The following is a 26,296-nucleotide window of genomic DNA, read 5'->3' on the forward strand; positions in this document are numbered from 1 at the left end:
GGCCACCCAGTTGGACCGGCGCCCCGTGCACCCTCCCCGCCCCCGCCGCACGATGGAGCGATGCGGACCTCCCCTGCCCTGCGCGCCGCGGCCCTCGCCGCCACCGTCACCGTGCTGCTCCCCCTCACCGGCTGTTCGGACGGCGGTGACAAGGACGCGTCCGACCCGTCGACGACGAGCCCGCCGCGCGCGGCGAACGCCGCCACCGGCAGCCCGTCCGGGCTCGCCGCCCAGAAGCTGAAGTGGACCTCCTGCCCCGCACCCTCCCAGGCGCAGGGCGGCGGAAAGGCGCCCTCCCCGCTGCCCGGCGGCGCCACCTGGGAGTGCTCCACCATGAAGGTCCCCCTCGACTACGCGAAGCCCGACGGCGGCACCATCGCGCTGGCCCTCATCCGGGCGAAGGCGATCAACCAGAAGAAGCGGATCGGCTCGCTCGTCTTCAACTTCGGCGGCCCCGGCGGCTCGGGCGTCGCCACCCTGCCCGCCTTCGGCACCGAGTACGACAAGCTCCGCACCCGCTACGACCTGGTGAGCTTCGACCCGCGCGGCGTCGGCCGCAGCGAAGGGGTGGAGTGCGAGAGCGACAAGCAGCTCGACGCCCGCTTCCAGCAGGACGGCACCCCGGACGACGCGGCGGAGGAGAAGGCGTTCCTCGACGACACCAAGACGTACGCCGCCGCCTGCGAGAAGAACTCCGGCAGGGAGCTTCCCTTCGTCGGCACCACCAACGCCGCCCGGGACATGGACCTGATGCGCCAGGTGCTCGGGGACGACCGGCTGTACTACTTCGGCATCTCGTACGGCACCGAACTCGGCGGTGTGTACGCGCACCTGTTCCCCAAGAACGTGGGCAGGTCGGTCCTGGACGCGGTCGTCGACCCGACCGAGGACGCCGAGGAGTCCTCGCTCGGCCAGGCCAAGGGCTTCCAGCTCGCCCTGGACAACTTCGCGAAGGACTGCGTCGACCGCGGCGACGCCTGCAAGCTGCCGGGCTCCACGGCCGACGAGATCGAACAGGGCGTGACCGATCTCCTCGGCCGGCTGGAGAAGAAGCCCGTACGGGGGCTCGGCACGCGGAAGCTGACGCAGACCCAGGCCACCACCGGCATCGCGGCCGCCCTCTACTCCAAGGAGACCTGGCCGCTGCTGGAACAGGGCCTGGACGAGGCCGACGGCGGCAACGGCGCGCTGCTCCTCGCGCTCGCCGACTCGCTCAACGGCCGCGCCGAGGACGGCCGCTACGACAACTCGGCGGCGGCCTTCACCGCCATCAGCTGCGCCGACTCCAAGGAGCGGTTCACGCTGGACCAGACGAAGGAGAAGCTCCCCGCCTTCCGGGAGGCCTCACCCGTCTTCGGCGACTACCTGGGCTGGGGCCTGATGGCATGCACCGGCTGGCCGGTCGACGGCACCTGGGAGACCCCGGACGTCAGCGCCCCCGGCGCCGCCCCCATTCTCGTCATCGGCAACACCGGCGACCCGGCCACCCCGTACGCGGGCGCCAAGGCGATGGCGGAGAAGCTGGGCGAGGGCGTCGGCGTGGAGATGACGTACAAGGGCCAGGGCCACGGCGCGTACAACAGCAACAACGCCTGTGTGCAGAAGGCAGTGGGCGGCTACCTGCTCGACGGCAAGGTCCCGGCCGGGGGCACGGTCTGCGGATAGGTCCCATCGGCCCCACGCCTACCATGGGCCGCACTGCCGGACCGGCAGTCGCAACGGGGAGGGACGTACACGTGGTCGCACACGCACGGGCCGGGGCGCTGGCCGCCGCCGCGCTGCTGCTGACGGGGGTGCTCGCGGGCTGCGACAAGGGCAGCGACGACAAGCCGGGCGAGCGGGCGGAGGGTTCCACCGCCTCCTCGCCCGCGTCGCCGTCCGCCAGGCCCTCGGACGGGGCGAGCGGCGAGCCGCAGCTCCCGGCCCTGCCCGCCTCGCTCACCTCGCAGCACCTCGACTGGAAGCGCTGCGAGGCGCCCGAGGGCGACAGCGCGCCGGGCTCGGCGTGGCGGTGCGCGACGGCCCGGGTCCCACTGGACTACGCGAAGCCGGACGGCGACACGATCGGGATCGCGCTGGTCCGCAAGGAGGCCCGGGACAAGGGCCGGCGGCTGGGCTCGATGCTGTTCAACTTCGGCGGCCCCGGCGGTTCCGGTGTCTCCATACTGCCCCGCGCCGCGGCCTCGTACGGGACGCTCAACACCCGCTACGACCTGGTCGGGTTCGACCCGCGCGGGGTCGCCCGGAGCGCCGGGGTGCGGTGCCGCACCGACGGGGAGCAGGAGAGCGCCTACCGGAAGGTCGACATGACCCCGGACACGGCGGCCGAGGAGACGGCGTTCATGAAGGACGGCGCCGGCTTCGGAGCCGGCTGCGCGCGCCGCTCGGGCAAGGTCCTCCCGTACGTCGGCACGACGAACGCCGCCCGGGACATGGACCTGATCCGCGAGGTGCTCGGCGACCGGAAGCTGACCTACTTCGGCATGTCGTACGGCACCGAGCTGGGCGGCACCTACGCCCACCTCTTCCCGGGGAACGTCGGGCGTACGGTCTTCGACGCCGTCGTCGACCCGACCGCGGACACCACCGGGCACGCCCGCAACCAGGCGACCGGCTTCCAGCGGGCGCTGGAGAACTACCTCAAGGACCGCGGCCAGGACCCGAAGGCCGGCACCCGGCGCATCGCCGCCCTGCTGAAGCGGATCGACAGGGAGCCGCTGCCGACCGGGACCGGCCGCCGGCTCAACGAGTCGCTGGCGGTCACGGGCATCGTGACGCCCCTCTACTCCAAGCAGAGCTGGCCGGCGCTCACCCAGGCGCTGGACGAGGCGGAGAGCGGGAACGGCGCCACGCTGCTCCGGCTGGCCGACTCGTACAACGGCCGGGACGAGAACGGCCACTACGACACCCAGAACCACTCGCAGCGGGCCATCTCCTGCGCGGACAGCAGGGCCAGGCCGACGGCGGCGGAAGCGAAGGCGCTGCTGCCCGAGTTCGAGAAGCTGTCCCCGGTCTTCGGGCCGTTCCTGGCCTGGGACACCGCGGGCTGGTGCTCCGGCTGGCCGGTGAAGGGCGAGCACGACACCCCGGAGGCGAGCGCGCCCGGTGCCGGTCCGGTCCTCGTCGTGGGGACGACGGGCGACCCGGCGACGCCGTACGAGGGGGCGCGCAAGATGGCCGACGAGCTGGGCAAGGGCGTCGGCGTCCTGCTCACCAACAAGGGCGAGGGACACGGCGCCTACGGCGGCAACACCTGTGTGACGTCGACGGTGGACGCCTACTTCCTGGACGGGAAGGTCCCGGCGGACGGCACGACCTGCTCGTAGCGCCAAAGACGCCGAAGGGGCCGGTCCGCGTGGTGCGGACCGGCCCCTTCGAGGTGTTCTAGTACACCGGCTTCTCGGGCTCGATCTGGTTGACCCAGCCGATCACGCCGCCGCCCACGTGCACCGCGTCGGCGAAGCCCGCGGACTTCAGGACCGCGAGGACTTCCGCACTGCGGACACCCGTCTTGCAGTTCAGGACGATGCGCCGGTCCTGCGGGAGGTCCTGGAGGGCGTTGCCCATCAGGAACTCGTTCTTCGGGACCAGCCGGGAGCCGGGGATCGAGACGATCTCGTACTCGTTCGGCTCACGGACGTCGATGATCTCGATCTTCTCGTCCGCGTCGATCCACTCCTTGAGCTGCTTGGGAGTGATCGTGGAGCCGGCCGCCGCCTCCTGGGCCTCCTCGGACACGACGCCGCAGAAGGCCTCGTAGTCGATGAGCTCGGTGACGGTGGGGTTCTCGCCGCAGACCGCGCAGTCGGGGTCCTTGCGGACCTTGACCTGGCGGTACTGCATCTCCAGGGCGTCGTAGATCATCAGCCGGCCGACGAGCGGGTCGCCGATGCCGGCGAGCAGCTTGATGGCCTCGTTGACCTGGATGGAGCCGATGGAGGCGCAGAGCACACCCAGGACACCGCCCTCGGCGCAGGAGGGGACCATGCCGGGGGGCGGCGGCTCCGGGTAGAGGCAGCGGTAGCAGGGGCCGTGCTCGGACCAGAAGACGGACGCCTGGCCGTCGAACCGGTAGATCGAGCCCCAGACGTACGGCTTGTTCAGCAGCACCGCGGCGTCGTTGACGAGATAGCGGGTGGCGAAGTTGTCCGTGCCGTCCACGATCAGGTCGTACGCGGCGAAGATCTCCTTCACGTTCTCGGCCTCAAGCCGCTCCTCGTGAAGGACCACATTCACCAGCGGGTTGATGCCGAGCACGGACTCCTTGGCGGACTGCGCCTTGGAGCGGCCGATGTCGGACTGGCTGTGGATGATCTGGCGCTGCAGGTTCGACTCGTCGACCTCGTCGAACTCCACGATGCCGAGCGTGCCGACACCGGCTGCGGCCAGGTACATCAGCGCCGGCGAACCGAGCCCGCCGGCGCCCACGACGAGCACCTTCGCGTTCTTCAGCCGCTTCTGCCCGTCCATCCCGACATCCGGGATGATCAGGTGGCGGGAGTACCTGCGGACCTCGTCGACGGTGAGCTCAGCAGCTGGCTCGACCAGGGGTGGCAGCGACACAGGAACCTCAACAATGCAGGTGGTCGGTTTCTACGTACTTCAGCTACGTACGGTTGTTCTTGCGGTAACACTGCCACGCCCCCTCTCATTCCGAGATACCGGGTCCGATCCGCGAGACGATTTCGTCCCAGTACCTGGGCGGTGTCGCGAATGGATCCGTTTGTCCGCGCCCGTTGGCCGGATCCGGGTGCCCGGTGCGGTCGGTGAAGAAGATCGTCCCGGCGCCCTGCCAGCGGGCGATGCGCATCGCCTCCTCAAGATGACTGCGCGGCACGCCGTGGACGAAGTGGGCGAAACGGCACGGCGGGTAGGCGGCGGTCCACTCCGCGACCTGGGACCAGCGGTAGTCGGTCCAGGCGCCCCGGAAGGTGACCAGCTGGTCGGCGGCCTCGGCATAGCCCGGATACGGGTGGGTGTCGTGGCCCAGCACCAGGTGCCCGCCGTCCTGCCCGCTGTCGCTGTCCTCCAGGAACGCGGAGAGCGTGCCGGTGAGACGGCGTACGGAGGGGAGATCGGCACGGTCGGCCGGGCAGCGGTCCAGATAGAAGCCGTCCACCCGGTACCAGTCCAGGAACGCCCGGGCGTCGGCGATCAGCTCGTCGAAGGGCCGGGCGCCGTGGGCCAGGTCGAGCTGCCCGAGGAGCCTGCCGCCCGCGGCGCGCACGGAGTCCAGGGGTTCGGCGCCGTGCAGGGCGCGCTCGCGGGCGTTACGGAGCCGGCCGGCCGCTTCCAGGCAGTGCGGGTCGGGCCGGGTGCCGGGGCCGTTGTCGATGTTGAGGACGGCCCAGTGCAACGGAGTGCCGGGGCGGGCGAGTTCCGCCCACTCGGCCGGGGCGAGCAGCGGGTGCGCATAGCCGGGGACGCCGAAGCCGAACTGCTCGGCGCCGCTGGTCCGGCGGGCGGTTCCGGTACTGGTCAGATGCGGCATGCCGCCTCCATCCAGATGTCGGCGAGGGACTCCTCCAGATTGATCCGGGGGCGCCAGCCGAGCCGGTCCCGGGCCGTGCGGACATCGGCCTGCTGCCAGGCGCCGCAGCCGTCCGGGTAGGGGGACGGGGTGGCCGAGAGGTGTTCCATCACCGACTCGGTGGAGGTGCGGGGGGCACCGATGGGCAGCCGGGCGGGGGGCGTGTCCAGCTCATGGAGCGCGCCCGCGTAGCCGGCGACCTTGGCGAGGACGGCGGCGGCGTCCCGCAGGCGCACGGCCCGGCCGGTACCGATGTTGACGACGCCCTGCGCGGCGGAGAGCGAGGCGGCGTGCACGGCGCGGGCGACGTCGCGGACGTCGACGAAGTCGCGCTGCACCCCGAGGCCGCTGAGCTTCAGCTCGCCGTCGCCGGACTGCATGGCCCGGCGCATCGCCTCGGCGAGCCGGCCCAGCGGCGAGCCGGCCGGGGTGCCGGGGCCGACCGGTGAGAAGACCCTCAGGACGACCGCGTCGAGGCCGGAGCCGAGGACGAGCTCGGTGGCGGCGAGCTTGCTGACGCCGTAGGGCCCGCCGGGGCGCGGGATCGCGTCCTCGGCGGTGGAGGAGCCGGGCTGCGAGGGCCCGTACTCCGAGGAGCAGCCGACCTGGACCAGCCGGGCCGTGCAGCCGCTGCGCCGCATCGCCTCGCAGACGGTGGCGACCGCGACGGTGTTGTGCCGGGTGAGGTCGCGGGCCCCGCCCCGGGTGGCGCCGGCGCAGTTGACGACGACCCCGGGGTGGACGGCGTCCAGGAAGCGGGTGAGCGCTCCGGGGCTGCCGCCGGCGAGGTCGAACCGGACGTCGGCGTCGTCGCCGCGGCCGAGCGCCGTGAGGTGGACGGCGGGGTCGGCGAGCAGCCGGTCGGCCACGAACCGGCCGATGAATCCGTTGGCTCCGAGCAGCAGCACCCTCATCGCGCGCCCCCTCGGTGCCGACGGCGGGCTGCCGGTGCGGGGTATTGGGGGGTCATGTCCGGTTTCTCCTTGAGGCAGTTGCGGGCGGTACGGGACGGGACCCGCGGCGTCGGCTCCGCGGGGCTCTGGGGATACGTCGGTGGTCAGGCGGCGGTGTGGGCGGACGCCCGGGAGAGGGCGACGGTGGCGGTGGTGAGCAGGCCGAGCGCCGCAGCGCCGCAGGCCAGCGCGGGCACGGCGCCGGTGCCCCCCGCCTCGACGAGGGCGCGGACGGGGCGGGCGAGCGGGTCGAGTCCGGGCAGCCGCCCGCCCAGGACCAGGGCGGGGGCGGCGGCCTCGACGGCGCAGGCGGCGGCGAGTCCGGTGGCGGCCGGCTCGGGGAAACCGTGGACGGTCAGGAGCCGGGCCAGCAGGAGCAGCACCCCGAGGGCGGCGGCGCCGACCGGGGCGCCGCCGCCCGCGATGCCGAGATCGGCCAGGTAGAGGAGCCCGGCGAGGACGCAGAGGAAGAACGCCACGGCGCCGAAGAGCAGGGGGCGCACGCCCGCCGCGAACTCCTCCAGTGCGCGGCTGCCGTTGAGTTTGCGGTGGGCGTGCACGGAGAAGAGGTGGGCGCACCAGGCGGCGGGGGCCACCGCGACGGCGAGCCCGAGCAGGGGTGCGGGGGTCAGCGTCCAGGGGCCTTCGGGTCCGCCGGTGAGGACCTGGTCGAGCAGGGCGTTGCCGTACAGGACATAGCCGAGCAGCCAGCAGGCGCAGAGGTTGGCGGTGGCCGAGGCCCGTCCGTCGGCACCGAGCGGGCCGGTGCGCAGGGCGAGCGCGAGCCCGATGAGCGCGAGGAGTGCGCCGCCGGCGCCGACGGCGAGCCGGGCGTCGCCGCCGAGCACTCCGTCGGTGAGGCGGAGGGCGACGAAGGTGGCGAGGCAGGCGGCGCCCGGGAGCAGGGCACGCAGCGACCAGGCGGCGCGGGTCTCGATGTCGCGCGCCGTGGCGGAGGCGGCGGCGACGGGGTCCCCCGCGACTCCGGGGACCCGTGCGAAGAGTTCCTCGGCGAGCGAGAACACATCGCGGTGCCGGTAGCGGGCGGCGGTGCGGTCGGTGACCCCGTGGGCCTCCAGACCGGCGGCGATCTCCAGCGGGTCGACGGCGCGCTCGCAGAGCTCGCGGTGGCGGTGCATGAGGGACTTCACGGGGTCGGCGGGGCCGCGCCGGCCGGTGGTGAGCCGGCGCGCCGGAGCGGCGGCGGCGACCTCGGGGGCCCGGGGGGCGGGGCGGTCGTCGACCGCCCCGGTGTCCGCTGCCGTCGTGTCCGCCGTATCCGCTGCCGCCGTCCCGTGCGCGGGTTCGGGCGCCGCCTCCCGTACCGGCTCCTGCTGTGCGGCCTCTTCCCGGACCGCCTCCAGGGCGGCTTCCAGGGCGGCGGCGGTCAGGGGGGTGCCGGGTGCCTCGGGCACCTCGGTCGGGCGGCGCATCGTCGTTCCTCCGTGTGGTTCGCCTGGGTCACCCGGGGCGCCGGGCGGTTGCGTTCGGTCCGTGCGGCCCGGTGCGGCCGTCTCCTGGTCACACATCGCCGTCCCCCGCACCGCGGGCGCCCGCCCAGCTGGGGGTGCGCTCGTCCGGTTCGGGGCCGAAGTCCTCGTCGGGCCACAGGCCGAGGACATGGGCCTCCGGCGGGGTGGCGAAGGGGCGGGGGCCGCCGCTGCCCGCGACCGGCGCCGGCGCCCTGCGGACCGGCGCCTGGGCGATCAGCTCCAGGTAAATGCCGCGAAATGCCGCGAGGTTCTGTTCGACGGTGAAGAGTTCGAGGGCGCGGGCGCGGGCCGCCGCGCCCAGGCGCGCACGGCGCTCCGGGTCGCGCAGCAGCGCGAGGCAGGCGTCCGCGAGCGCCCGGGGGTTGCGCGGGGGCACCACGAGCCCGGTGCCGCCGATGACCTCGACGACCGCGCCGACATCCGTCGAGACGGTGGCCCGGCCGCAGAACATCGCCTCGACCAGGCTGATCGGAAAGCCCTCGACCACGCTGGAGAGGACCACCACGCCGCCCGCCGCGTACGCCTGGGCGAGATCGGGTACGTCGGCGTCGCCGATGTCCTCGAAGGAGACCGGGTTGTCGCCGACCGCGTGCGCGTCCGCGGCCTCGTCGGGGAAGAGCTGGGCGGCGAGCGCCCGGCAGTGCGCGAGATAGGTGGCGCCCTCGTGGCCCTGGGCCGGCGCGCCGATGATCCGCAGCCGGGCGTCGGGTTCGGCCCTGCGGACCTCGGCGAAGGCGTGCAGCAGGGCGATCAGGTCCTTGGCGGGCTCGATCCGGCCGACCCAGACCAGGGTGTCGGGGCCGCCGTCGTCCTCGCTCTCGCCCAGCGCGGCGAACCGGCCGGACTCCATGCCGGGGTACACCGTCCGCACCTTGGCGGGTTCCGCGCCGCAGCGCTCCTGCCAGCGGCGGGCGTGGGTGTTGCCGGGGGTGATGAGCGCGGCCTGCCGGTACACCTCGGTGGCGAGCCTGCCGTGGAAGTTGGCGAGCAGCGCGCGCACCGGGGCGCTCACCGGCCTGCCGGTCGCCGCGAGGTAGTGCGCCCGCAGCTGCACGGCGTGCTCGGTGACCAGCAGCGGCACCCCGAAGAAGCGTTTGGCCAACAGCCCCGGCAGGGCGGCGGCGCCCCCGGATGTGGCGTGGCAGAGGTCGACCGCCCCGAGGCTCTCCTCGTCGTACCAGTCGAGGGAGAGGGGACGCAGCACCCGGTCGAGCTCCGCCGTGAAGGCGAGGAGGTCGGGGACGGTGGCGGTCTGGACCGTGCGCCCGGTGCCGGGGGCGCGGCAGGCGGCCTCCAGGATCCGCACGGCGGTCTCGGAGCGCAGGGCGGCGGGCAGTCCGCCGTGCTCGCAGGCGAGTTCGGCGAGTCCGTAGAGGCCCTCGGTGAAGCGCGCGTCCGCCGCCCGGGCGGCTGCGGCGTCCTCGCCGGCCGCCGCGTCCGCGCCCTCGCCCCGCTCGTCCTGCTCGCCGCCGGTCGCGCCCGCCGCGCACACCGAGGTGGCGAGCGCCGTGAAGTGGGTGACGAAGCGCCTCCGTTCGCGCCGTCCGTAACTCCGCACGCCCCCGCCGGTCAGCAGCCGTGCGAGCAGCCGTCTGGGGGCGTGCAGGCCGAGGGTGTCCTCGTCGGCCGTCCACAGGGGGGCCGTCCGGACCCGGCTGACCTGGGCCGGGAGCTGCACCCAGCCCTGCGCCTCCTGCTCGGCACTGCGGCTGAGCGCGAAGAGATCGAACTCGTGCTGCGCGAGCCCGCGCACCAGACGGTCGCACCAGAGTCTGGACTCACCCGTCGCATACGGGTAACCACCGTCGGTGAGCAGTCCGATCCGCACGAGTACACCCCCGATCTCCCTTGTGAGCGGCCGCCGTTGGTTTCGGCGACTCGCAGCGGGACGACCGTAAGCGGATACGCCGGTGGCGCGACGGACGGTTGTCCGTCGCGCCACCGAAAGGGGTGAACCGTCGTAACTTTCCCGCCCCGGTAGCGTTCTGTCGCGCTATAGAGACAGTGGGTCACTCACGGTCAGGCTGCGGCCAGCTCCTTGCGGGCCGCGCGGCGCACCGTCGCGAGAGCCGGGTCGAGCGCGGGCACGGCCGCCAGCAGCTGCTTGGTGTACGGGTCGCGGGGGTCGCCGTACACCTGCTCCACCGGACCCTCCTCGACGATCCGGCCCTGCCGCATGACGGCGACCCGGTCGCTGACCTGGCGTACGACGGCCAGGTCGTGGGCGATGAAGACCAGCGCGAGCCCCAGCTCCCGCTGGAGTGCGGCGAGCAGGGCGGTCACCTGGGCCTGCGTCGTCACGTCGAGGGCGGAGACCGCCTCGTCGCAGACGATCAGTTCGGGTTCGGCGGCCAGCGCGCGGGCGATCCCGACGCGCTGGCGCTGTCCGCCGCTGAACTCGTGCGGATAGCGGTCGTACTGCCCGGGGTCGAGCCCGACGCGCTCCAGCAGATCCCGGACGCGCGCCCGGATCACGCCCTCGTCGCGCTCGCCGCGTGCCCGCAGCGGGTCGGCGACGGACTCGCCCACGGAGCGGCGCGGGTTGAGCGAGGAGACCGGGTCCTGGAAGACCATCTGCACCCGGTCCACCCGGGTGATCGATCCGGAGGTGGGCTCCAGCAGTCCGACGAGCATCCGCCCGAGGGTGGTCTTGCCGCTGCCGCTCTCACCGACGATGCCGAGCGTCTCGCCCCGGCGGACGGTGAGGGAGACCCCGTCGACGGCGGCCGGCGCGGACCTGCCCCGGCCGAACACCTGCCGCACGGCGTCTGCCTCGACCAGCACCTTGCCCTCGCCGGCCGCGTCGTGCCCGTCCGCGCCGGCGCTCTTCTCCGGCGCGGTCCGCTCCGGCGCACTCTTCTCGAACGCGCTCCGCTCCGCCGCGGGCGCGATGCGCGGGACGGCGGCCAGCAGCGCCCTGGTGTACGGCTCGCGCGGCGCGCCGAGCACGTCGGCGACCGGTCCGCGTTCCACCGCGAGGCCGTCACGCATGACGAGCACCTCGTCCACCGACTCGGCCGCCACGCCCACGTCGTGGGTGACCAGCAGCAGTCCCATGCCGGTCTCGCGGCGCAGGTCGTGCAGCAGGTCGAGGATCTGGGCCTGGACGGTGACGTCGAGCGCGGTCGTGGGCTCGTCCGCGATGAGCAGCTGCGGCTCGCAGGCCAGCGCCATCGCGATCAGCGCGCGCTGGCGCATCCCGCCGGAGAACTCGTGCGGCCGGGACCGGGAGCGGCGCACCGCGTCGGGGATCCCGACCCGGTCCAGCACCTCTGCGGCCCGGGCCCTGGCCGCCCGCCGGGAGGCCCGGTGGTGGACCCGGTAGACCTGCGCGATCTGGTCGCCGACCGCGTAGTACGGGTCGAGCGAGGACAGCGGGTCCTGGAAGACCATGGCGGCCTTCGCGCCGCGCAGCCCGCGCAGTTCGGCGTCCCCGGCGGCCTGGACGTCCACGCCCGCGACCCGGACCGAGCCGCCGACCTTGGCACCGGTGCCCCGGTGGAGGCCGAGCAGGGCGTAGGCGGAGGCGCTCTTGCCGGAGCCGGACTCGCCGACGACGCCGAGTGCGCCGCCCTTCTCCAGCGAGAAGGACAGCCCGCGCACCGCGTGGACGTCGCCGAAGGAGATCGTGAGATCGGTGACCTCGACCAGACTCATGACAGCACCACCCGTCGGTCGGCCATCGCCTGGAGGATGTCCGCGACGGCATTGGCAAGGACGACGAAGAAGCCGGTGACGAGCACCAGACCGACGACGACCGGAAGGTCCACCTGCTTGACGGCCTCGACGAGTTCGCGGCCGACGCCGGGGATCCCGAAGAGGGACTCGGTGAGCACGGCGCCGCCGAACATCGAGCCGATGTCGAGTGCGCCGAGCGCGATCACCGGCGCGAGCGCCCCGCGCAGGGCGTGCCGTCCGACGATCGCCCGCTCGCTGACCCCGTACGCCCTGAAGGTGCGCACATGGTCCTCGGCCAGCGTCTCGAGCATGGAGGCGCGGGTCATGCGGGCATACGGGGCGGCGGAGACGAGCGCCAGCGAGATCCAGGGCAGCACCAGGTTCCAGGCCCACTGCTCCGGGTTCTCGGTGAGCGGGACGTAGTCCGGGAACGGCAGGATCTGGAGCGCCGTGACGCAGATGATGATGAGCAGCAGGCCGATCACGAAGACGGGCGTGGCCATGCCGGCGAGGGTGATGCCGGTGAGGATGCGCTCGGTGGCCCGGCCGCGCCGCCACACCGAGAGCAGTCCGGTGCCGACGCCGAGCAGCATCCACAGCACGAAGGCGCCGACGGCGAGCGAGGCGGTGGCGGGCAGCTTGGCGATGATCAGCTGGGTGACCTGCTGGCCGCTCTGGTAGGAGAGCCCGAGGCAGGGGGCGTCGCAGTGCACCACACCGGTGCCGGTGGAGTAGTCGCGCCCGGCGACCAGGCTCTGCAGGAAGTGCGCGTACTGCACGTACACCGGGTCGCCCAGGTGCAGTTGCTCGCTGACCTGGGCGACCTGGGCGGGCGAGCAGCGCGGGCCGCAGGCGATCTGGGCGACGTTGCCGGGGGCGACGTAGAAGGCGGCGTAGACCACGACGCTCAGGGCGAGCAGGACGAAGAGCGCCCCGCCGATGCGGCGCAGCAGGAACAGGCTCATGCTCCGGCCTCCTTCTTGGCGCCGGTGCCGATCCGCAGCCGGGAGGCGGCGCGCGGGTCGAGCGCGGTGCGCACGCCCTCGCCGAGGACGGTGAGCGCGAGCACGGTGACGAAGAGCAGCAGGGCCGGGATCAGCAGATAGGTGGGCGCGGCCTGGTACCAGGTGTCGGCGTCGCTGAGCATCTGTCCCCAGGACGGGGTGGGCGGCTTGATGCCGACGCCGAGGAAGGACAGGGCCGCCTCGACGACGATGTTGGACGGGAAGAGCAGCACGGCGTACGTGATGACGGGCGCCGCCAGCGAGGGCAGCAGTTCGCGCCGGGCGATCTGCCAGGAGCCCCAGCCGCTGAGCCGGGCGGCGGCGACATGGTCGCGGGACTTCAGGGAGAGCGTCTGGGCGCGCACGATCTTGGAGATGCCGGACCAGCCGATCAGGCCGACGACGACGGCGATCAGGACGGGGCGGGGGAAGCCGGGCGGGACGACGGCGAGCGCGCCGAGCGCGATCACCATGACCGGCAGGGCGACGACGACGTCGGTGATCCGGCTGAGCGCCTGGTCGACGAAGCGGTTGCCGAGTCCGGCGGCCAGCCCGACGAGGACTCCGGCGATCACCTGGAGCAGGGTGGCGCCGAGCGCGACGCCGAGGGAGACCCGGGCGCCGTGGACGACGCGGGCGAACAGGTCGCGGCCGGTGAGCGGTTCGACGCCCAGCCAGTGATCGGCGCTGATCCCGCCGAAGGAGCCGAGCGGGACCCCGCCGGTCGCGGAGTCGACGAGGTCCGGGTGGTACGTGGTGGGGTTCTGGCCCTCGATGCCCGCGAGCAGCGGTGCGGCGAGCGCGGTGAGGACCAGCAGGGCGACGACGGCGGCCGCCACGAGGGCGGCACGCCGGGCGCGCAGCCGGCGCCAGAACGGATGGGCCCCGGAGGCGGGGGCCTCGACGGCCCCCGCCTCCTTGACCAGCAGTGCTTCGGCCATGGTTACTTGACCGCGACCTGCGAGATGTCGAGCACGCCGGTCCAGTCGCTGATCACGACGTTCTTGACGGACTTGCCGTACAGGCGCTTGTAGACCGGGTGGAACAGCGGCACGGTCAGCGCCTGCTCACCGACCTTCTTGTCGAGGGCGCCCCAGCGCTTGGCGGCGGCGCTCAGGTCGGTCAGCTTGTTGATCTCGTCGATCTCCTTGTTGACCGAGGCGTCGTCGAACTGGGCGGAGTTGAAGTTGTACCCGGCCTTGACGATCTGGCGTCCGTCGAAGATCGGCGCGAAGAACGGGCCGCCGGACGGCCAGTCGGCACCCCAGCCGCCGAGGAAGAAGCCGGGCTCCGTCTTCACGTTGTAGACGGTGTCCGAGTAGGCGTTGGACTCCAGGCCGCGGAGCTTGACGGTGATGCCGGCCTTCTTCAGCGCCTCCTGGAGCGCGGTGGCGATCTCCGGGCTGGTGGCGAAGTTCTTCTCGTTGTTGTGCGTGAGGGTGACGGTCAGCCCCTTGGGGTAGCCGGCCTCCTTCAGCAGCTCCCTGGCCTTGGCCGCGTTGCCGTTCTTCCCGGCCGGGAAGGCGTCGTACGGCGTGTAGCCGAAGGACTTCTGGTCGGGCAGGAAGGTGGTGGCGGGCTCGGCGAGCGAGGAGCCGCCGGCGGCGTTGACCACGGAGGAGCGGTCGACGGCGTAGGAGATGGCCTGGCGCACCTTCGGGTTGTCGAACGGCTTCACCTTCGGGTTGAAGGCGATGTAGTTCGTGTAGCCGAAGTGGCCGGTGCCGACACGGGCGGCGAGCTTCTTGTCGCCGGAGACCTTGGCGAGTTCGGCCGGGCCGAGGTTGGTGTCGGTGGTGACGGCGGCGGAGTCGGCGCCCTGGGAGGCGGACAGCCGCTGGTTGATGACGGCGGAGTCGAGGCCGGAGCGGACGTCGATCCGGTCCGGGTAGGCCTTGCGCTCCTCGTCGGTGGCGGCCGACCAGTGGGTGTTGCGCTCCAGGACGAGGCGCTCGCCGTCGCCCTCGTTCCTGACGACCTTGTACGGGCCGGAGGAGAGCGGGTGCTCCTCGTACTTGGTGCCGGTGTCCTTGGCCTTCGGTACGGGGGTGGTCTGCGTCTGGGTGGCGAGGTAGGGGAACTCGCCCTCGGGCTTGTTGAGGTGGAAGACGATCGTCTTCGCGTCGGGCGTCTCGATCGAGTCGAGGCCCTTCTTGTCCTTGTACGGGCCCTGGTAGTCGGCCCCGCCGATCAGCCAGTCGCGCAGATAGGGCGCGCCGCCGGAGAGTTCGGCGGCGAAGGAGCGCTCGATGCCGTACTTGATGTCGGCGCTGGTGATCGCCGTGCCGTCCTCGTACTTCAGGCCGTCCTTGAGGGTGTACGTCCACACCGTGGCGTTCTTGCTGGGCTTGCCCAGGTCGGTCGCCAGGTCGGGGACGACCTTGGCGCCCTCCGCGCCGTCCTCCCGGTTGCGGGTGGTGAGGGTGCGGAAGACGAGGGAGGGGACGTTGCCGCCGCCGGAGGTGTAGAGGCGGGCGGGGTCGAAGTCCTCCTGCGGGGCGCTGTTGAGGACGGTCAGCGTGCCGCCCTTCTTGGGCGCGCCCGCCGCGCCGGAGGTGTCGTCGCTGCCCTTGCTGCTGCCCTCGGGCCCGCAGGCCGCGGCTCCCGCGGCCACGGCGAGTACTGCGGCGGCCGCTGCTACGCGGCGCGATATGACGGACGGTTGACGCATCGGAAGGTGACCTCTCGGAGAACTGCCTGGATGTGGAACAGAAGATTCCGCGCAGGCGGCGACGAGAGACATGAGCTGAGGACCGATGACTGCCGCGCCTGCGGACGGAGTGCGCCCGGCGCGGCGTTCGGGGAAGGGGGTCCGGGCCTTCGGGGCCGGGACGGGGGGCCGACGCGCGCGGGGGCGGGCGTCAGCAACAGTCGACGTCGGCGACGCTGTGCCCGGTCACGCCGATGAGCGCCAGCTCAATGGTGGCGCGATCGAAGGTGACGGGGCTGCGTGACATGCCGAGAAATATGGGTGACCGCCGCCACGATGTCAACGCAATGTGAGACGGCTATCTCGCCATGTGGACAGCCGGTCCCGGGGGCCGTCCCGCCCGGCCGCTCCCGCCGGCCCGTGCCGGGACGGCGGGGAGCAGCCTCCGCGACCTGCGCGGCGGTCTCAACCAGTGGGGTACACCCAGGCGTTGGGGCGGCACTTGATGCCGTCGATATCCAGCGATTTGGTCTGCTGCTGCATCACCGGCGCGAGTGCGCCCTTCGTGCCGCAGCTCACATGGTTGTGACCCAGCCGATGGCCGACCTCGTGGTTGATCAGCATCTGGCGGTACGAGAAGAGCTTGTCCGGTCCGAAGGTCGACGAGCCCTGGGCCCAGCGGTAGGCGTTGATCATCACGCGCTCGGTGGCCGCCGAGTCGCAGGAGACGTTGTCCTCGGTCGTGTCCAGACCCGACTTCCGGCACCACTCCCCCGTGGTGCCGGGGCTGGCCAGCGTGATGACGAAGTCCGGCTCGCCCCGCGAGATCCGTTCGAAGGTCATGTCGCCGTGGTGCGCCCAGCTGCGGTCGTCGTTCAGGGTCTTCTGGACCGCCTCGGCGAACAGCGCCGGGTCGAGCCCGAGCCCCTTCTCGACGTCGATCCGGTAGCGGTACTTGTGCCCCTTGCCCGGCGCCTTCGCCGCGCCGGGGACGGTCTCGAACTTCCCCGAGGCCGTCAGCTTCGGCGCCAGCGGATAGGGCTTGGCCATTTTCTGCTCATACGAAAGAGGCCTGACCGCCGCCGCCTCGGGTGACGGCGTGGTCCTGCTGTCCGAGCGGGAGGCGTTGTCGCCGCCGTCCCGGTCCACTCCGGCGGCCCGTGCGCTGCCGCTGCGGCCGGTGCCGTCATGGGCGACCTGGCCGGCCACGACGACCGCGAGCACGGTGGTCACCGCGGCGGCGGCGATGCCCGTGAACGTACGGCCCTTGCCGCCCCGGGGCTCCCTGGCGGGCGCCGGGGCCTCCTCGTCGCCGTCACCGGGGGGCCGCTCGTCCCACTCGGTGACGGAGCGGTAGGGGTCGGCCGGGGTGTCCGCCAGGGGCCGGCGCGGCGCGGGCGGTGCGGGCGGGCTGTCGAAGGCCTCGACGAACTCGCGCCGCGGACCCGGTATGAACGGCCGGGCCCCGGCCGCCTGCTGAGGCTGCGAAGGATGCGGCTCCTGTGGCGTCTGCGGCCGTCCGGGGCCGGACGCCTGGGGGCCGATGCGCCCCGGCCCCGGCCGCTCGGTGTACCGGCCGATCGGGCCGGTGCCCCAGCCGCCGCCGGGTTCGCGCTGTTCGGGGTGGCCGCCGCGCACCTGGGGCGTGCCCTGGAACGGGGTGTGGCCGTCGGTGCCCGGAGCGGGCCGGTCGCCCGGCCGTCTGCGCCGGCCGCTGCCGACGGCGGGCTGCGGGGCCTCGCGCCCCGTACCCGCGTCGCCCTCGGCCGGCCCGGTCTCGGGCGCCCTGGGCGCAGGGCCCTTTCGGCTGTGTCGTCCCACGCCCCGGATCAGCTCCCGCCGCATTCGTCGAGCAGTTCCCGGAACGCCTGGGCGACCGCCTCCGGGTACTCCATCATCGCCACGTGCCCGGCGTCGGGCAGTGTCAGCAGACGCGCATCGCGGAATGCCGCGGACGCCCTGCGTGCCATCCGGTACGAGACGAGCCGGTCCCGTCCGCCGTAGATGAGCTGGGTCGGTGCGAGCACCCGCTCGGCCTGGCGCCACAGCCCGTGCTGACCGCCCAGTGTGTACGCGTCGACGATGCCACGGGCGGAGCGCGCCATGGCGTCCCAGAAGTACGGCAGCTCCAGCCGACGCTCCATTTCGGCCACCGCGTCGCGGAAGCCCGTCTCGGAGACCCGTGCCGGATCGCCGTAACAGAGTGCCATGACACCGCGGGTGCGGTCTTCCGCGCTCCAGTCCCGGGTCATCCGGGAGAACAGGGATACGACGCCCGGAACGGCGAGCAGGGCGGTGGGCGCGGCCGACCACTGGACCCGGATCTCGGGGAGCGCGGGGGAGACGAGGGTCAGGGTGCGCACCAGGTCGGGGCGGACCGCGGCGACCCGGGTGGACACCGCGCCGCCCAGGGAATTACCGAACAGATGGACGGGGCCGCGCCCCTCGGCGTCCAGGAAGCGGATCACCGCACGGGCGTGGCCGGTCACCGAGTAGTTGCCGTCGTCCGGCGGCGGGGAGTCCCCGAAACCGGGCAGGTCGACCGCCTCGCAGTCCAGCACGTCCTCCAGCAGCGGCATCAGCGCCGACCAGTTCTGCGAGGAGCCGCCGAGCCCGTGCACGAACAGGGCGGGCGGCAGTCCGGTCCGCCCCGGGGGCCGCGAACGGACGTTCAGCGTCAGCCCGGGCAGCGACGCGGAGCGGAGCTTCTCCCCCTCCGCGACCCGGACGGCGCTCACCGTGGGGGACACCGCGGCGGCGGCGCGGACTCCCGGCAGCTCGGTCGAAGACATGCGGGCAATGTTACGAGACGATCACGCACTGGTTCATGTGTTCGCCGTCACAGATCGCGTAGTGGCCCCGGCGGGTAGATGCTTGGGTCGGAGCAAGGAAGGGAGACACCATGACGGTCGACCCCAGCGACCCGGAGACCTTCGAGGACGTCCAGCCGGACGAACCCGGCCAGGAGACGCCCGAGGCGGACGCCGCCGAGCAGCAGACGGACCTGCGTCCCGGGACCGACGAACCGCTGACGGACCTCGACCCGAACGGCGCGGACGAGGCGGACGCGGCGGACCAGGCCCGCGTCGTGCCCCAGGACGAGGACGATTACCGCTGATACGTCCCGCTCTGCGCCCGAGCCCGGGGAATCTGTGGCTACCGCACTCGTCCGGTACGTGAAATTCTGCGTCCGCGCCGCGCATACCGGGGTTACCCAAAAGTACGATGTCGGTATGGCGCAGCGTGCACGGAACGGCTGGGTCGGACCACGAATTTGGGAGGCGGCGTGACAGCCATCGAGCAGACCGAGGCGGCGCGCCCGCGGGGCACTCGCCTGCCCCGCCGCGCCCGACGCAACCAGCTCCTGGGAGCCGCGCAGGAGGTCTTCGTCGCGCAGGGCTACCACTCGGCCGCGATGGACGACATCGCGGAGCGGGCCGGAGTCAGCAAGCCGGTGCTCTACCAGCACTTCCCGGGCAAGCTGGAGCTCTATCTGGCCCTGCTGGACCAGCACTGCGAGTCACTGCTCCAGGCGGTGCGCACGGCGCTGGCCTCGACCACGGACAACAAGCTCCGCGTGGCCGCGACGATGGACGCCTACTTCGCGTACGTCGAGGACGAGGGCGGGGCCTTCCGGCTGGTCTTCGAGTCGGACCTGACCAACGAGCCCGCCGTGCGCGAGCGGGTCGACCGGGTCTCGCTCCAGTGCGCCGAGGCGATCTCCGACGTGATCGCGGGCGACACGGGCCTCTCCAAGGAGGAGTCGATGCTCCTCGCGGTCGGCCTCGGCGGGGTGTCCCAGGTGGTCGCCCGCTACTGGCTCTCCAGCCGGTCCGCCATTCCGCGCGACACGGCGGTCCAGCTGCTCACCTCGCTGGCCTGGCGGGGCATCGCGGGCTTCCCGCTGCACGGCATCGACCAGCACTGAGCGGGCGTCCGGCGGCCGTGTTCGCTGCGGGCGTTGCGGACGGCACCCTGACGGCTCCCCTCAGCGGGCTAATGTGTGCTGCGTACGGCGCGGTTCACCGCGCAGGGACTGACCGTCGGAGGGACATAGCCGTGGAGGTCAAGATCGGGGTGCAGCACACGCCCCGGGAGATCGTTCTGGAGAGCGGGCTTTCCGCCGAAGAGGTCGAGAGCACGGTTTCCGAGGCTCTCGCCGGCAAGGCGCAGCTGCTCAGCCTCACGGACGAGAAGGGCCGCAAGGTCCTGGTGCCGGCCGACCGGATCGCCTACGTGGAGATCGGTGAGCCGAGCACGCGACGGGTGGGGTTCGGCGCGCTGTAGGGCGCGTACGGACACGGTGACCGTGGAAGCGGCCCGGCGGGGATTCCCCGCCGGGCCGCTTTCCGTTGCGCTCACGGTCCGGTCCGGTGGCAGCCCGCTCCGGTTCCTGTGCGATTCCTGTGCGACGGCCGGGCGAAGCCTGTCCGCCGGAGGGTTGCCGTCCGCCGCACCGGGGTAGTACCGCCTACGACCGATTTGCCCGCCCCGTACCTGCGAGGTGATCGTCCGTGATCTTGGAAACCCTGGGCTCCGTCGTGCTCGGTGTCGCCCTCTCCTGGGCGGCCCTGCGCTCGCTGCCGGGCCGGCTCCCCTCCCGCCGGACCGTGTTCGGCACGGGGGCGCTGGGAGCCCTGTTCGGCGCCTATCTCATGCACTCCGTGCTGGGCGCCGGCCATGTGGCGGCCACGGTGGTCGGCGCCGTGGTGATCGCGGCGGTGACGCTGTCGCTGCTGATCCGGCCGCACAGCCGCCGGCTGAGCCGGTCGGCCGCGGCCTGACCCCGCCGAGGCCGTCAGGCGGCCAGCCCCAGGGCGGCCATGCGCTTGGTGTGCGCCTCGGTGATCCGGGAGAACATCCGGCCGACCTCCGCGAGGTCGAATCCGTCGGCCACCCCGCCCACCAGCATCGTCGACAGCGCGTCGCGGTCCGCCACCACGCGCTGCGCCTGCGACAGCGCCTCACCCATCAGCCGGCGCGCCCACAGCGCGAGCCGGCCGCCGAGCCTCGGGTCCGCCTCGATCGCGGCGCGCACCTTCTCCACGGCGAAGTTCCCGTGCCCCGTGTCATCGAGCACGGCGACGACGAGGGAACGGGTGTCCGAGTCCAGCCGGGCCGCGACCTCGCGGTAGAAGTCACTGGCGATCGAGTCCCCGACATAGGCCTTGACCAGGCCTTCCAGCCAGTCCGAGGGAGCGGTCTGGCGGTGGAAGTCGTCCAGCGCCTTGGCGAACGGCTCCATGGCACCGGTCGGCTCCACCTCGATCGCGGTCAGCCGGTCCGTGAGCCGCTCGAAGTGATGGAATTCGGCGGACGCCATCTTCGCCAGCTCCGCCTTGTCGGCCAGGGTCGGCGCGAGTTTGGCGTCCTCGGCGAGCCGCTCGAAGGCCGCCAGCTCCCCGTAGGCGAGCGCTCCCAGCAGGTCGACGACAGCGGCCCGGTACTGGGGCTCCGTGGACGCGGTGGCCCAGTCCTGGTCGGCGATTCTGGTGGATGCGGGGGTTTCCGTGGCGTTGTCAGGCGTCTCCATGCAGCGCAGAATAGCCCGCCCCGCGAGGAGCGGAAGGGTCCGGCCGCCGACTCACCTCACACCGTTCCGATGAATTCGCCCAACACAGATGCGCGAATCCGGGGTACAGTGGTATTGCGCTTACTGAGCATTTTGCAACTGCTCGTGGCGCGAAATTGAATGAGGATGCCCGGTCGGTGGCCCGATCGGCTCCGACCCGACAGCCCTCCACGCGGTGCGTACGACACGTACGACCGCAGATGAGGGGCCCCCTCAGCGGCACGAGCGCTCGAGCGACGGCAGTGGTCCCGCGCCACCCGGCCCATCCACGGCCGGATGACCAACCCCGGCACGGTACGACCCCCTTCGTTCGCCTCGGACCGCGTTTCACAGAAGAGGCAGCACCCTGACTACGTTCCGAGACCTCGGCATTCTTTCCGAGACGGCCGAAGCCCTTGAGGCAGTCGGCATCACGTCCCCCTTCCCCATCCAGGAGCTGACGCTCCCCGTCGCCCTCTCCGGCTCCGATGTCATCGGGCAGGCCAAGACCGGCACCGGCAAGACGCTCGGTTTCGGGCTGCCGCTGCTGGAGCGCGTCACCGTCCTCGCGGACGTCGAGGCGGGCCGGGCCAAGCCCGAGCAGCTCACCGACGCCCCGCAGGCGCTGATCGTCGTCCCCACCCGCGAGCTGTGCCAGCAGGTCACCAACGACCTGCTCACCGCCGGCAAGGTGCGCAACGTCCGCGTGCTCGCGATCTACGGCGGCCGGGCCTACGAGCCCCAGGTCGAGGCACTCAAGAAGGGCGTCGACGTGATCGTCGGCACCCCGGGCCGGCTGCTCGACCTGGCGGGCCAGCGCAAGCTGGACCTCTCCCAGGTGCGCGCCCTCGTCCTCGACGAGGCCGACGAGATGCTGGACCTGGGCTTCCTGCCCGACGTCGAGCGCATCATCACGATGCTGCCGGCGAAGCGCCAGACCATGCTGTTCTCGGCGACGATGCCGGGCGCGGTCATCTCGCTCGCGCGCCGCTACATGTCGCAGCCGACCCACATCAACGCCACCTCGCCCGACGACGAGGGCACAACCGTCAAGAACACGGCGCAGTACGTCTACCGCGCCCACTCGATGGACAAGCCCGAGATGGTCTCGCGCATCCTCCAGGCCAACGGCCGCGGACTCGCGATGATCTTCTGCCGCACCAAGCGCACGGCGGCCGACATCGCCGAGCAGCTGGAGAAGCGCGGCTTCGCCTCCGGCGCGGTCCACGGCGACCTCGGCCAGGGCGCCCGCGAGCAGGCGCTGCGCGCCTTCCGCAACGGCAAGGTGGACGTCCTCGTCTGCACCGACGTCGCGGCCCGCGGTATCGATGTCGAGGGTGTCACCCACGTCATCAACTACCAGTCCCCCGAGGACGAGAAGACCTATCTGCACCGCATCGGCCGTACCGGCCGCGCGGGCGCCAAGGGCATCGCGATCACGCTGGTCGACTGGGACGACATCCCGCGCTGGCAGCTGATCAACAAGGCCCTGGACCTGAAGTTCCCGGACCCGCCGGAGACGTACTCCACGTCCCCGCACCTGTACGAGGAGCTGGACATCCCGGCCGGCACCAAGGGTGTCCTGCCGCGCACCGAGCGGACCCGCGCGGGTCTGCGGGCCGAGGAGATCGAGGACCTCGGCGAGACGGGCGGCCGCGGCCGCAAGTCCGCCGCCGCCTCGGCCCCCGCCGTCCGTGAGGAGCGCACGCCGCGTCAGCGCCGTCGCACCCGGGGCGGTTCGGCTCTGGAGGAGGGCGCCGCCTCGGTGCCCGCGCCGGCCACCGAGGCCGTCGCGGTCTCCGACACCGCCGACGCCCCGGCCGAGCCGCGCACCCCCCGCCGTCGCCGGCGCAGCCGGGTCGGTGCCGCGGAGATCGCCGCCGAGGCCGCGGTCGCCGTGGCCGAGGCCCCTGCCCCGGTCGTCGAGCCGGCGCCCGAGGCCGAGGCCGAGCCGAAGAAGCGGACCCGGACCCGCGCGCCCAAGGCCGAGGTCGTGGTCGACGCCGAGGCGGAGACCCTGACCGAGGCGAAGCCGCGCCGCCGTCGCGCCCGGACCACGAAGCCGGTGGCACAGGAGGCTGACTTCCAGACCGCCCCGGTGGCCGAGCCCGCGCCGGAGGCGACGGTGACCAAGCCGCGCCGCCGCACCCGGGTCATCAAGCCGGCCGAGGACGAGGTCGACTTCCAGATCGCGCCGATCGCCGAGCCCGAGACGGACCGGCCGCGCCGCCGCACCCGTACGGCCGCCAAGCCGAAGACGGAGGCCGCGGCGGAGACCGCGACCGCCGAGGGCGAGGCCAAGCCGCGCAGGCGCCGGGCTCCGCGCACCGCCGCCGCGAAGTCCGAGGGCTAGCGAAAGCCTCTTGCCGGACGGCCCTAGGGATTCCCTAGGGCCGTCCGGCGTTCGACGCCTTAATCTCGTTCCATGAGCAGGCCACCGACTTTCATCCCGCCCTCCTGCGCCCGGGCCCGGGCGCTGCGCACCCCGCGCGGGGACTTCGCCGTCCTGGACGCCGTCCCGTCCGCCGAGCCGCGCGGCACCGTCCTGCTGCTGCCCGGGTTCACCGGCAGCAAGGAGGACTTCGTCGCGCTGCTGCAACCGCTCGCCGAGGCCGGCTACCGGGCCGTCGCCGTGGACGGGCGCGGGCAGTACGAGAGCGAGGGGACGGACCGTCAGGAATCTTACGCCCAGGATGAGTTGGCCCGTGATGTGCTCGCCCAGACGGCCGCACTCGGCCTCGGGGACGGCGCGCTGCACCTGCTCGGGCACTCACTCGGCGGGCAGATCGGACGCGCCGCCGTGCTGCTGGACGCCGCACCGTTCCGTTCGCTCACCCTGATGTCCTCCGGACCGGCCGAGGTCGTCCAGGAGCAGAAGATCAAGCTGAAGATCCTCGGCGACGCACTCGCGACCATGACCATGGACGACGTGTGGACGGCGATGCGCGCCTTCGACCCGCCCGCCGAGGCCGACACGGACGGCGAGGACCTGCGGCGGCGCTGGCTGCGCCACCGGCCCGCCCAGCTGATCGCCACCGGCCGTCAGCTGGCCGTCGAGCCGGACCGGGTGGCCGAGGTCGCCGCGACGGGGCTGCCGGTCCATGTGATCTCCGGCGAGCGCGACGACGTCTGGCCGGTGCCCGTGCTCGACGACATGGCGGTGCGCCTGGGCGCGCGCCGGACCCGGATCGAGGGCGCGGAGCACTCCCCCAACACGGACCGGCCCGAGCCGACGGCGGCCGCGCTCGTCTCCTTCTGGGACAGCCTGTAGGCGGCGCCGGCGGCGGTCAGTACTGCGCCTGAAGGTGCTGCCAGAAGCCGTCGCGCAGCGCACGGCGCAGCGCGGCGTGGCCGCGCAGCGAGTGCTGGAGCAGCCGTTCGGCCTCGACCAGCAGGTCCTGGTCGACGGAGCCCGGCAGATAGGGGTGTCCGGGCAGCAGGTCGGCCAGGGACTCGCGCCCGCGCGCGGAGAGCCAGGCAGCGGCGATCTGCGCGCCGACGAAGCGGACGTCCTCGCGCGAGGGCGCCGGGCTGTCGTCCTCGTACGTGGTGACGGGGCGCCGGGTCACGTACGGGCGGCAGAAGTCGAGGTCGAAGGTGCGCTGGCTGTCGACCTCCCACAGGAGCGGCTCGGCCTGGTTGCGCCCCTCCCCGGCCTCGATGCCCCAGAGGTGGACCCGGGCGCCGTACCCCTGGGCTGCCTCGACGGCGGAGACCAGGTCCTCGTCGCCGCCGACGAGCGCGGCGTCGCTGATGGCACGGTGCCGGGCAAGGGATTCCAGGTCGGTGCGGATGAGGGAGTCGACGCCCTTCTGCTGGTTGTTGGCGTTGAGGTTGCCGAGCCGGACCTTGACGTCGGGGAGTTCGGCGATGGACTGCTGCTCGACAGTGTGGATGCGGCGCCTGGCGCCGTCGTACCAGTACACGCGGAGCAGTCTGCTGTCGGCGAAGATCGTGCGGGCCTTGTCGATGAAGGCCTCGATCAGCCCTTCCGCGTCGAGGTCGAAGGAGCGCCGGTCCTCCGTGCCGGTGACGAGCAGCCCGGCGGCGGCGTACACATAGCCCGCGTCCACGAAGATCGCGTGGGTCGAGGGGGTCTTCGAGACCTCCGCCAGCACGCGCTGGAGCAGCTCGTTGGTGCGGTCCAGGCGCTCGACGGTCTCTGCGTCGCTCATGCGGGTCCCGTCGTGGGTGTCGTCGGGGATGTCGTCGTCCGCGCATGGCCGGTTACCCACTGGTACTTAGACATCCAAAAAATTTCCTTAGCGTAGGGAATGTTTGCAGGGGGCAAGCCGTTGAACACCGTGTGGGGCGCACGACAGGCATGCCTGGCGCTCCACATCCTTGCGGACGGGTCACCCGTCCTCCCAGTAGTTCTCCAGCAGGAGGATCAGACGAAGGGAAGCCCTATGCGCTTCGAGATCATGCGACTCGACGATGTCGACGGTACCGCCGTGGACAGCACCGTCGTGGACGCCGCCTCCGTCAACCGGATCGTGCAGCAGGCCGCGGCAACGGGCCAGCGCATCTACATCCGGCCGGCCGTAAGTTCGGCTTCATAACGCAGTGCCGCTGTAAAGACGCACATAAAGACGCCTTTCCGACGTAACCAGATGACGCAGAACATATAAAGACGAAGCGCCCCCGCACGGTCCTCCGTGCGGGGGCGCTGTGCTGCGCGGAGCCGGCTCAGGCGTTCTGGATGACCTGGGTGACGCCGTTGATGATCTGCTGCACGGCGATGGCCGACAGCATCATCCCGGCCAGCCGGGTGACCAGCACGACGCCTCCGTCCTTGATCACCCGGATGATCAGCAGCGAGTAGCGCATGGTCAGCCAGGGCACGAGGTGCATGGCGAGGATCGCCGTCCAGACCGAGACCTGGGCCGCCGCACTGTCGGCGTGCTGCACCGCGAGGATCACCGAGACGATCGCGCCGGGACCGGCGAGCAGCGGCATGCCCAGCGGTACGAGCGCCACATTGACGTCCTTGGTCTGCGTGGGCTCGTCGGTCTTGCCGGTCAGCAGGTCGAGCGCGATGAGCAGCAGGAGCAGTCCGCCGGCGATCATCAGCGCGGGGACGGAGACATGCAGGTAGTCCAGGATCTGCTGGCCGAGCAGGCCGAAGACGGCGATCACGCCGAAGGCGACGGCGACCGTCTGGAGCGCCATGCGGCGCTGGATCTTGGCCGGGCGGCCGGCGGTGAGGGCGAGGAAGATCGGGGTGATCCCGGGCGGATCCATAATCACAAAAAGGGTGAGAAAAAGGGATCCGAAGACAGCGACGTCGAACACGGTGAGCCTTGCGAGGAGAGAGCGGAACTGCGGGAGGAAAGGACGCACCCCGGCGGCGCCGCGGACGGATGGCGCGCGCGGGCGGCAACGGGGGGGCGACGGCGCCCGGCCGCGCGGGCGCGGCCGGGCGTGAAAGGTGGTG

Annotated in this window: 24 protein-coding genes; 9 read left to right on the forward strand and 15 right to left on the reverse strand. The window is 72.4% G+C overall.

Translation table 11 applies throughout. From position 1 onward, the window contains the following. Window positions 1-60: 60 nt before the first annotated feature. Window positions 61-1,665 (forward strand): alpha/beta hydrolase, encoded by a 1,605-nt coding sequence (locus RLT58_RS11890; protein ID WP_311310365.1) that lies wholly within the window; start codon window positions 61-63, stop codon window positions 1,663-1,665. Window positions 1,666-1,736: 71 nt separating this feature from the next. Then, a complete protein-coding gene (locus RLT58_RS11895) occupies window positions 1,737-3,326 on the forward strand; it encodes an alpha/beta hydrolase (RefSeq protein WP_311310366.1) in 1,590 nt (529 codons plus the stop codon). 58 nt (window positions 3,327-3,384) lie between these two features. Here the strand turns inward: RLT58_RS11895 and moeZ are convergent, their stop codons facing one another. From moeZ to RLT58_RS11955, 12 genes are all read right to left on the reverse strand, one after another. Further along, a complete protein-coding gene (moeZ, locus tag RLT58_RS11900; RefSeq protein WP_311310367.1) occupies window positions 3,385-4,563 on the reverse strand; it encodes an adenylyltransferase/sulfurtransferase MoeZ in 1,179 nt (392 codons plus the stop codon). Window positions 4,564-4,648: 85 nt separating this feature from the next. Further along, window positions 4,649-5,491, reverse strand: a complete 843-nt coding sequence (locus tag RLT58_RS11905) for a spherulation-specific family 4 protein (RefSeq protein ID WP_311310368.1) — start codon at window positions 5,489-5,491, stop codon at window positions 4,649-4,651. Further along, the gene (locus RLT58_RS11910) at window positions 5,479-6,444 is read right to left on the reverse strand and encodes an NAD-dependent epimerase/dehydratase family protein (protein WP_311310369.1); all 966 of its coding nucleotides are present in this window, start codon (window positions 6,442-6,444) and stop codon (window positions 5,479-5,481) included. The genes RLT58_RS11905 and RLT58_RS11910 overlap by 13 nt, the downstream gene beginning before the upstream one ends. A gap of 143 nt (window positions 6,445-6,587) precedes the next feature. After that, window positions 6,588-7,916 (reverse strand): hypothetical protein, encoded by a 1,329-nt coding sequence (locus tag RLT58_RS11915; RefSeq protein ID WP_311310370.1) that lies wholly within the window; start codon window positions 7,914-7,916, stop codon window positions 6,588-6,590. Between the two features lie 88 nt (window positions 7,917-8,004). Continuing rightward, on the reverse strand, window positions 8,005-9,804 hold the full coding sequence (locus tag RLT58_RS11920; protein WP_311310371.1) for a DUF3492 domain-containing protein: 1,800 nt from the start codon (window positions 9,802-9,804) through the stop codon (window positions 8,005-8,007). A 191-nt stretch (window positions 9,805-9,995) separates the two neighbouring features. Beyond that, entirely contained in the window at window positions 9,996-11,633 is a 1,638-nt protein-coding gene (locus tag RLT58_RS11925; protein WP_311310372.1) for a dipeptide ABC transporter ATP-binding protein, read from the reverse strand. Beyond that, the gene (locus RLT58_RS11930) at window positions 11,630-12,619 is read right to left on the reverse strand and encodes an ABC transporter permease (RefSeq protein ID WP_311310373.1); all 990 of its coding nucleotides are present in this window, start codon (window positions 12,617-12,619) and stop codon (window positions 11,630-11,632) included. Before RLT58_RS11930 ends, RLT58_RS11925 begins: the two co-directional genes overlap by 4 nt. Continuing rightward, window positions 12,616-13,599, reverse strand: coding sequence for an ABC transporter permease (locus RLT58_RS11935; protein ID WP_311303381.1), 984 nt, complete (start codon window positions 13,597-13,599; stop codon window positions 12,616-12,618). Before RLT58_RS11935 ends, RLT58_RS11930 begins: the two co-directional genes overlap by 4 nt. A gap of 2 nt (window positions 13,600-13,601) precedes the next feature. Then, a complete protein-coding gene (locus tag RLT58_RS11940) occupies window positions 13,602-15,329 on the reverse strand; it encodes an ABC transporter substrate-binding protein (protein ID WP_311310374.1) in 1,728 nt (575 codons plus the stop codon). A 190-nt stretch (window positions 15,330-15,519) separates the two neighbouring features. Continuing rightward, a complete protein-coding gene (locus RLT58_RS11945) occupies window positions 15,520-15,615 on the reverse strand; it encodes an Ms4533A family Cys-rich leader peptide (protein WP_311310375.1) in 96 nt (31 codons plus the stop codon). Between the two features lie 158 nt (window positions 15,616-15,773). Then, a complete protein-coding gene (locus RLT58_RS11950) occupies window positions 15,774-17,153 on the reverse strand; it encodes a DUF3152 domain-containing protein (RefSeq protein WP_311310376.1) in 1,380 nt (459 codons plus the stop codon). Beyond that, window positions 17,138-18,100, reverse strand: coding sequence for an alpha/beta fold hydrolase (locus RLT58_RS11955; RefSeq protein WP_311310377.1), 963 nt, complete (start codon window positions 18,098-18,100; stop codon window positions 17,138-17,140). Before RLT58_RS11955 ends, RLT58_RS11950 begins: the two co-directional genes overlap by 16 nt. Window positions 18,101-18,210: 110 nt before the next feature. On the opposite strand from RLT58_RS11955, the gene RLT58_RS11960 reads away from it, so the two are divergent. From RLT58_RS11960 to RLT58_RS11975, 4 genes are all read left to right on the forward strand, one after another. After that, window positions 18,211-18,426 (forward strand): Rv3202a family protein, encoded by a 216-nt coding sequence (locus RLT58_RS11960; protein ID WP_311310378.1) that lies wholly within the window; start codon window positions 18,211-18,213, stop codon window positions 18,424-18,426. A 168-nt stretch (window positions 18,427-18,594) separates the two neighbouring features. Then, window positions 18,595-19,236 carry a TetR/AcrR family transcriptional regulator gene (locus tag RLT58_RS11965; RefSeq protein WP_132900069.1) on the forward strand — a complete coding sequence of 214 codons (642 nt, stop codon included), beginning with the start codon at window positions 18,595-18,597 and terminating at the stop codon, window positions 19,234-19,236. A gap of 131 nt (window positions 19,237-19,367) precedes the next feature. Further along, the gene (locus tag RLT58_RS11970; RefSeq protein WP_185993000.1) at window positions 19,368-19,595 is read left to right on the forward strand and encodes a DUF3107 domain-containing protein; all 228 of its coding nucleotides are present in this window, start codon (window positions 19,368-19,370) and stop codon (window positions 19,593-19,595) included. Window positions 19,596-19,822: 227 nt separating this feature from the next. Then, complete coding sequence (locus RLT58_RS11975) at window positions 19,823-20,092, forward strand: hypothetical protein (protein WP_311310379.1); 270 nt, start codon at window positions 19,823-19,825, stop codon at window positions 20,090-20,092. Window positions 20,093-20,106: 14 nt separating this feature from the next. Here the strand turns inward: RLT58_RS11975 and RLT58_RS11980 are convergent, their stop codons facing one another. Beyond that, a complete protein-coding gene (locus RLT58_RS11980) occupies window positions 20,107-20,841 on the reverse strand; it encodes a ferritin-like fold-containing protein (RefSeq protein WP_311310380.1) in 735 nt (244 codons plus the stop codon). Between the two features lie 475 nt (window positions 20,842-21,316). Between RLT58_RS11980 and RLT58_RS11985 the strand changes: the two genes are divergently transcribed. Both RLT58_RS11985 and RLT58_RS11990 read left to right on the forward strand, forming a co-directional pair. Further along, window positions 21,317-23,212 (forward strand): DEAD/DEAH box helicase, encoded by a 1,896-nt coding sequence (locus RLT58_RS11985; protein WP_311314492.1) that lies wholly within the window; start codon window positions 21,317-21,319, stop codon window positions 23,210-23,212. Window positions 23,213-23,284: 72 nt separating this feature from the next. Continuing rightward, window positions 23,285-24,130 carry an alpha/beta fold hydrolase gene (locus RLT58_RS11990; protein WP_311310381.1) on the forward strand — a complete coding sequence of 282 codons (846 nt, stop codon included), beginning with the start codon at window positions 23,285-23,287 and terminating at the stop codon, window positions 24,128-24,130. 16 nt (window positions 24,131-24,146) lie between these two features. Here the strand turns inward: RLT58_RS11990 and RLT58_RS11995 are convergent, their stop codons facing one another. After that, entirely contained in the window at window positions 24,147-25,034 is an 888-nt protein-coding gene (locus tag RLT58_RS11995; RefSeq protein WP_311310382.1) for an NYN domain-containing protein, read from the reverse strand. Between the two features lie 234 nt (window positions 25,035-25,268). Between RLT58_RS11995 and RLT58_RS12000 the strand changes: the two genes are divergently transcribed. Continuing rightward, window positions 25,269-25,421, forward strand: coding sequence for a DUF8834 family protein (locus RLT58_RS12000; protein WP_311310383.1), 153 nt, complete (start codon window positions 25,269-25,271; stop codon window positions 25,419-25,421). Window positions 25,422-25,548: 127 nt separating this feature from the next. Here the strand turns inward: RLT58_RS12000 and RLT58_RS12005 are convergent, their stop codons facing one another. After that, on the reverse strand, window positions 25,549-26,154 hold the full coding sequence (locus RLT58_RS12005; RefSeq protein ID WP_311310384.1) for a MarC family protein: 606 nt from the start codon (window positions 26,152-26,154) through the stop codon (window positions 25,549-25,551). Window positions 26,155-26,296: the final 142 nt, after the last annotated feature.

The organism is Streptomyces sp. ITFR-16, from assembly GCF_031844705.1.
Taxonomy (GTDB): domain Bacteria; phylum Actinomycetota; class Actinomycetes; order Streptomycetales; family Streptomycetaceae; genus Streptomyces.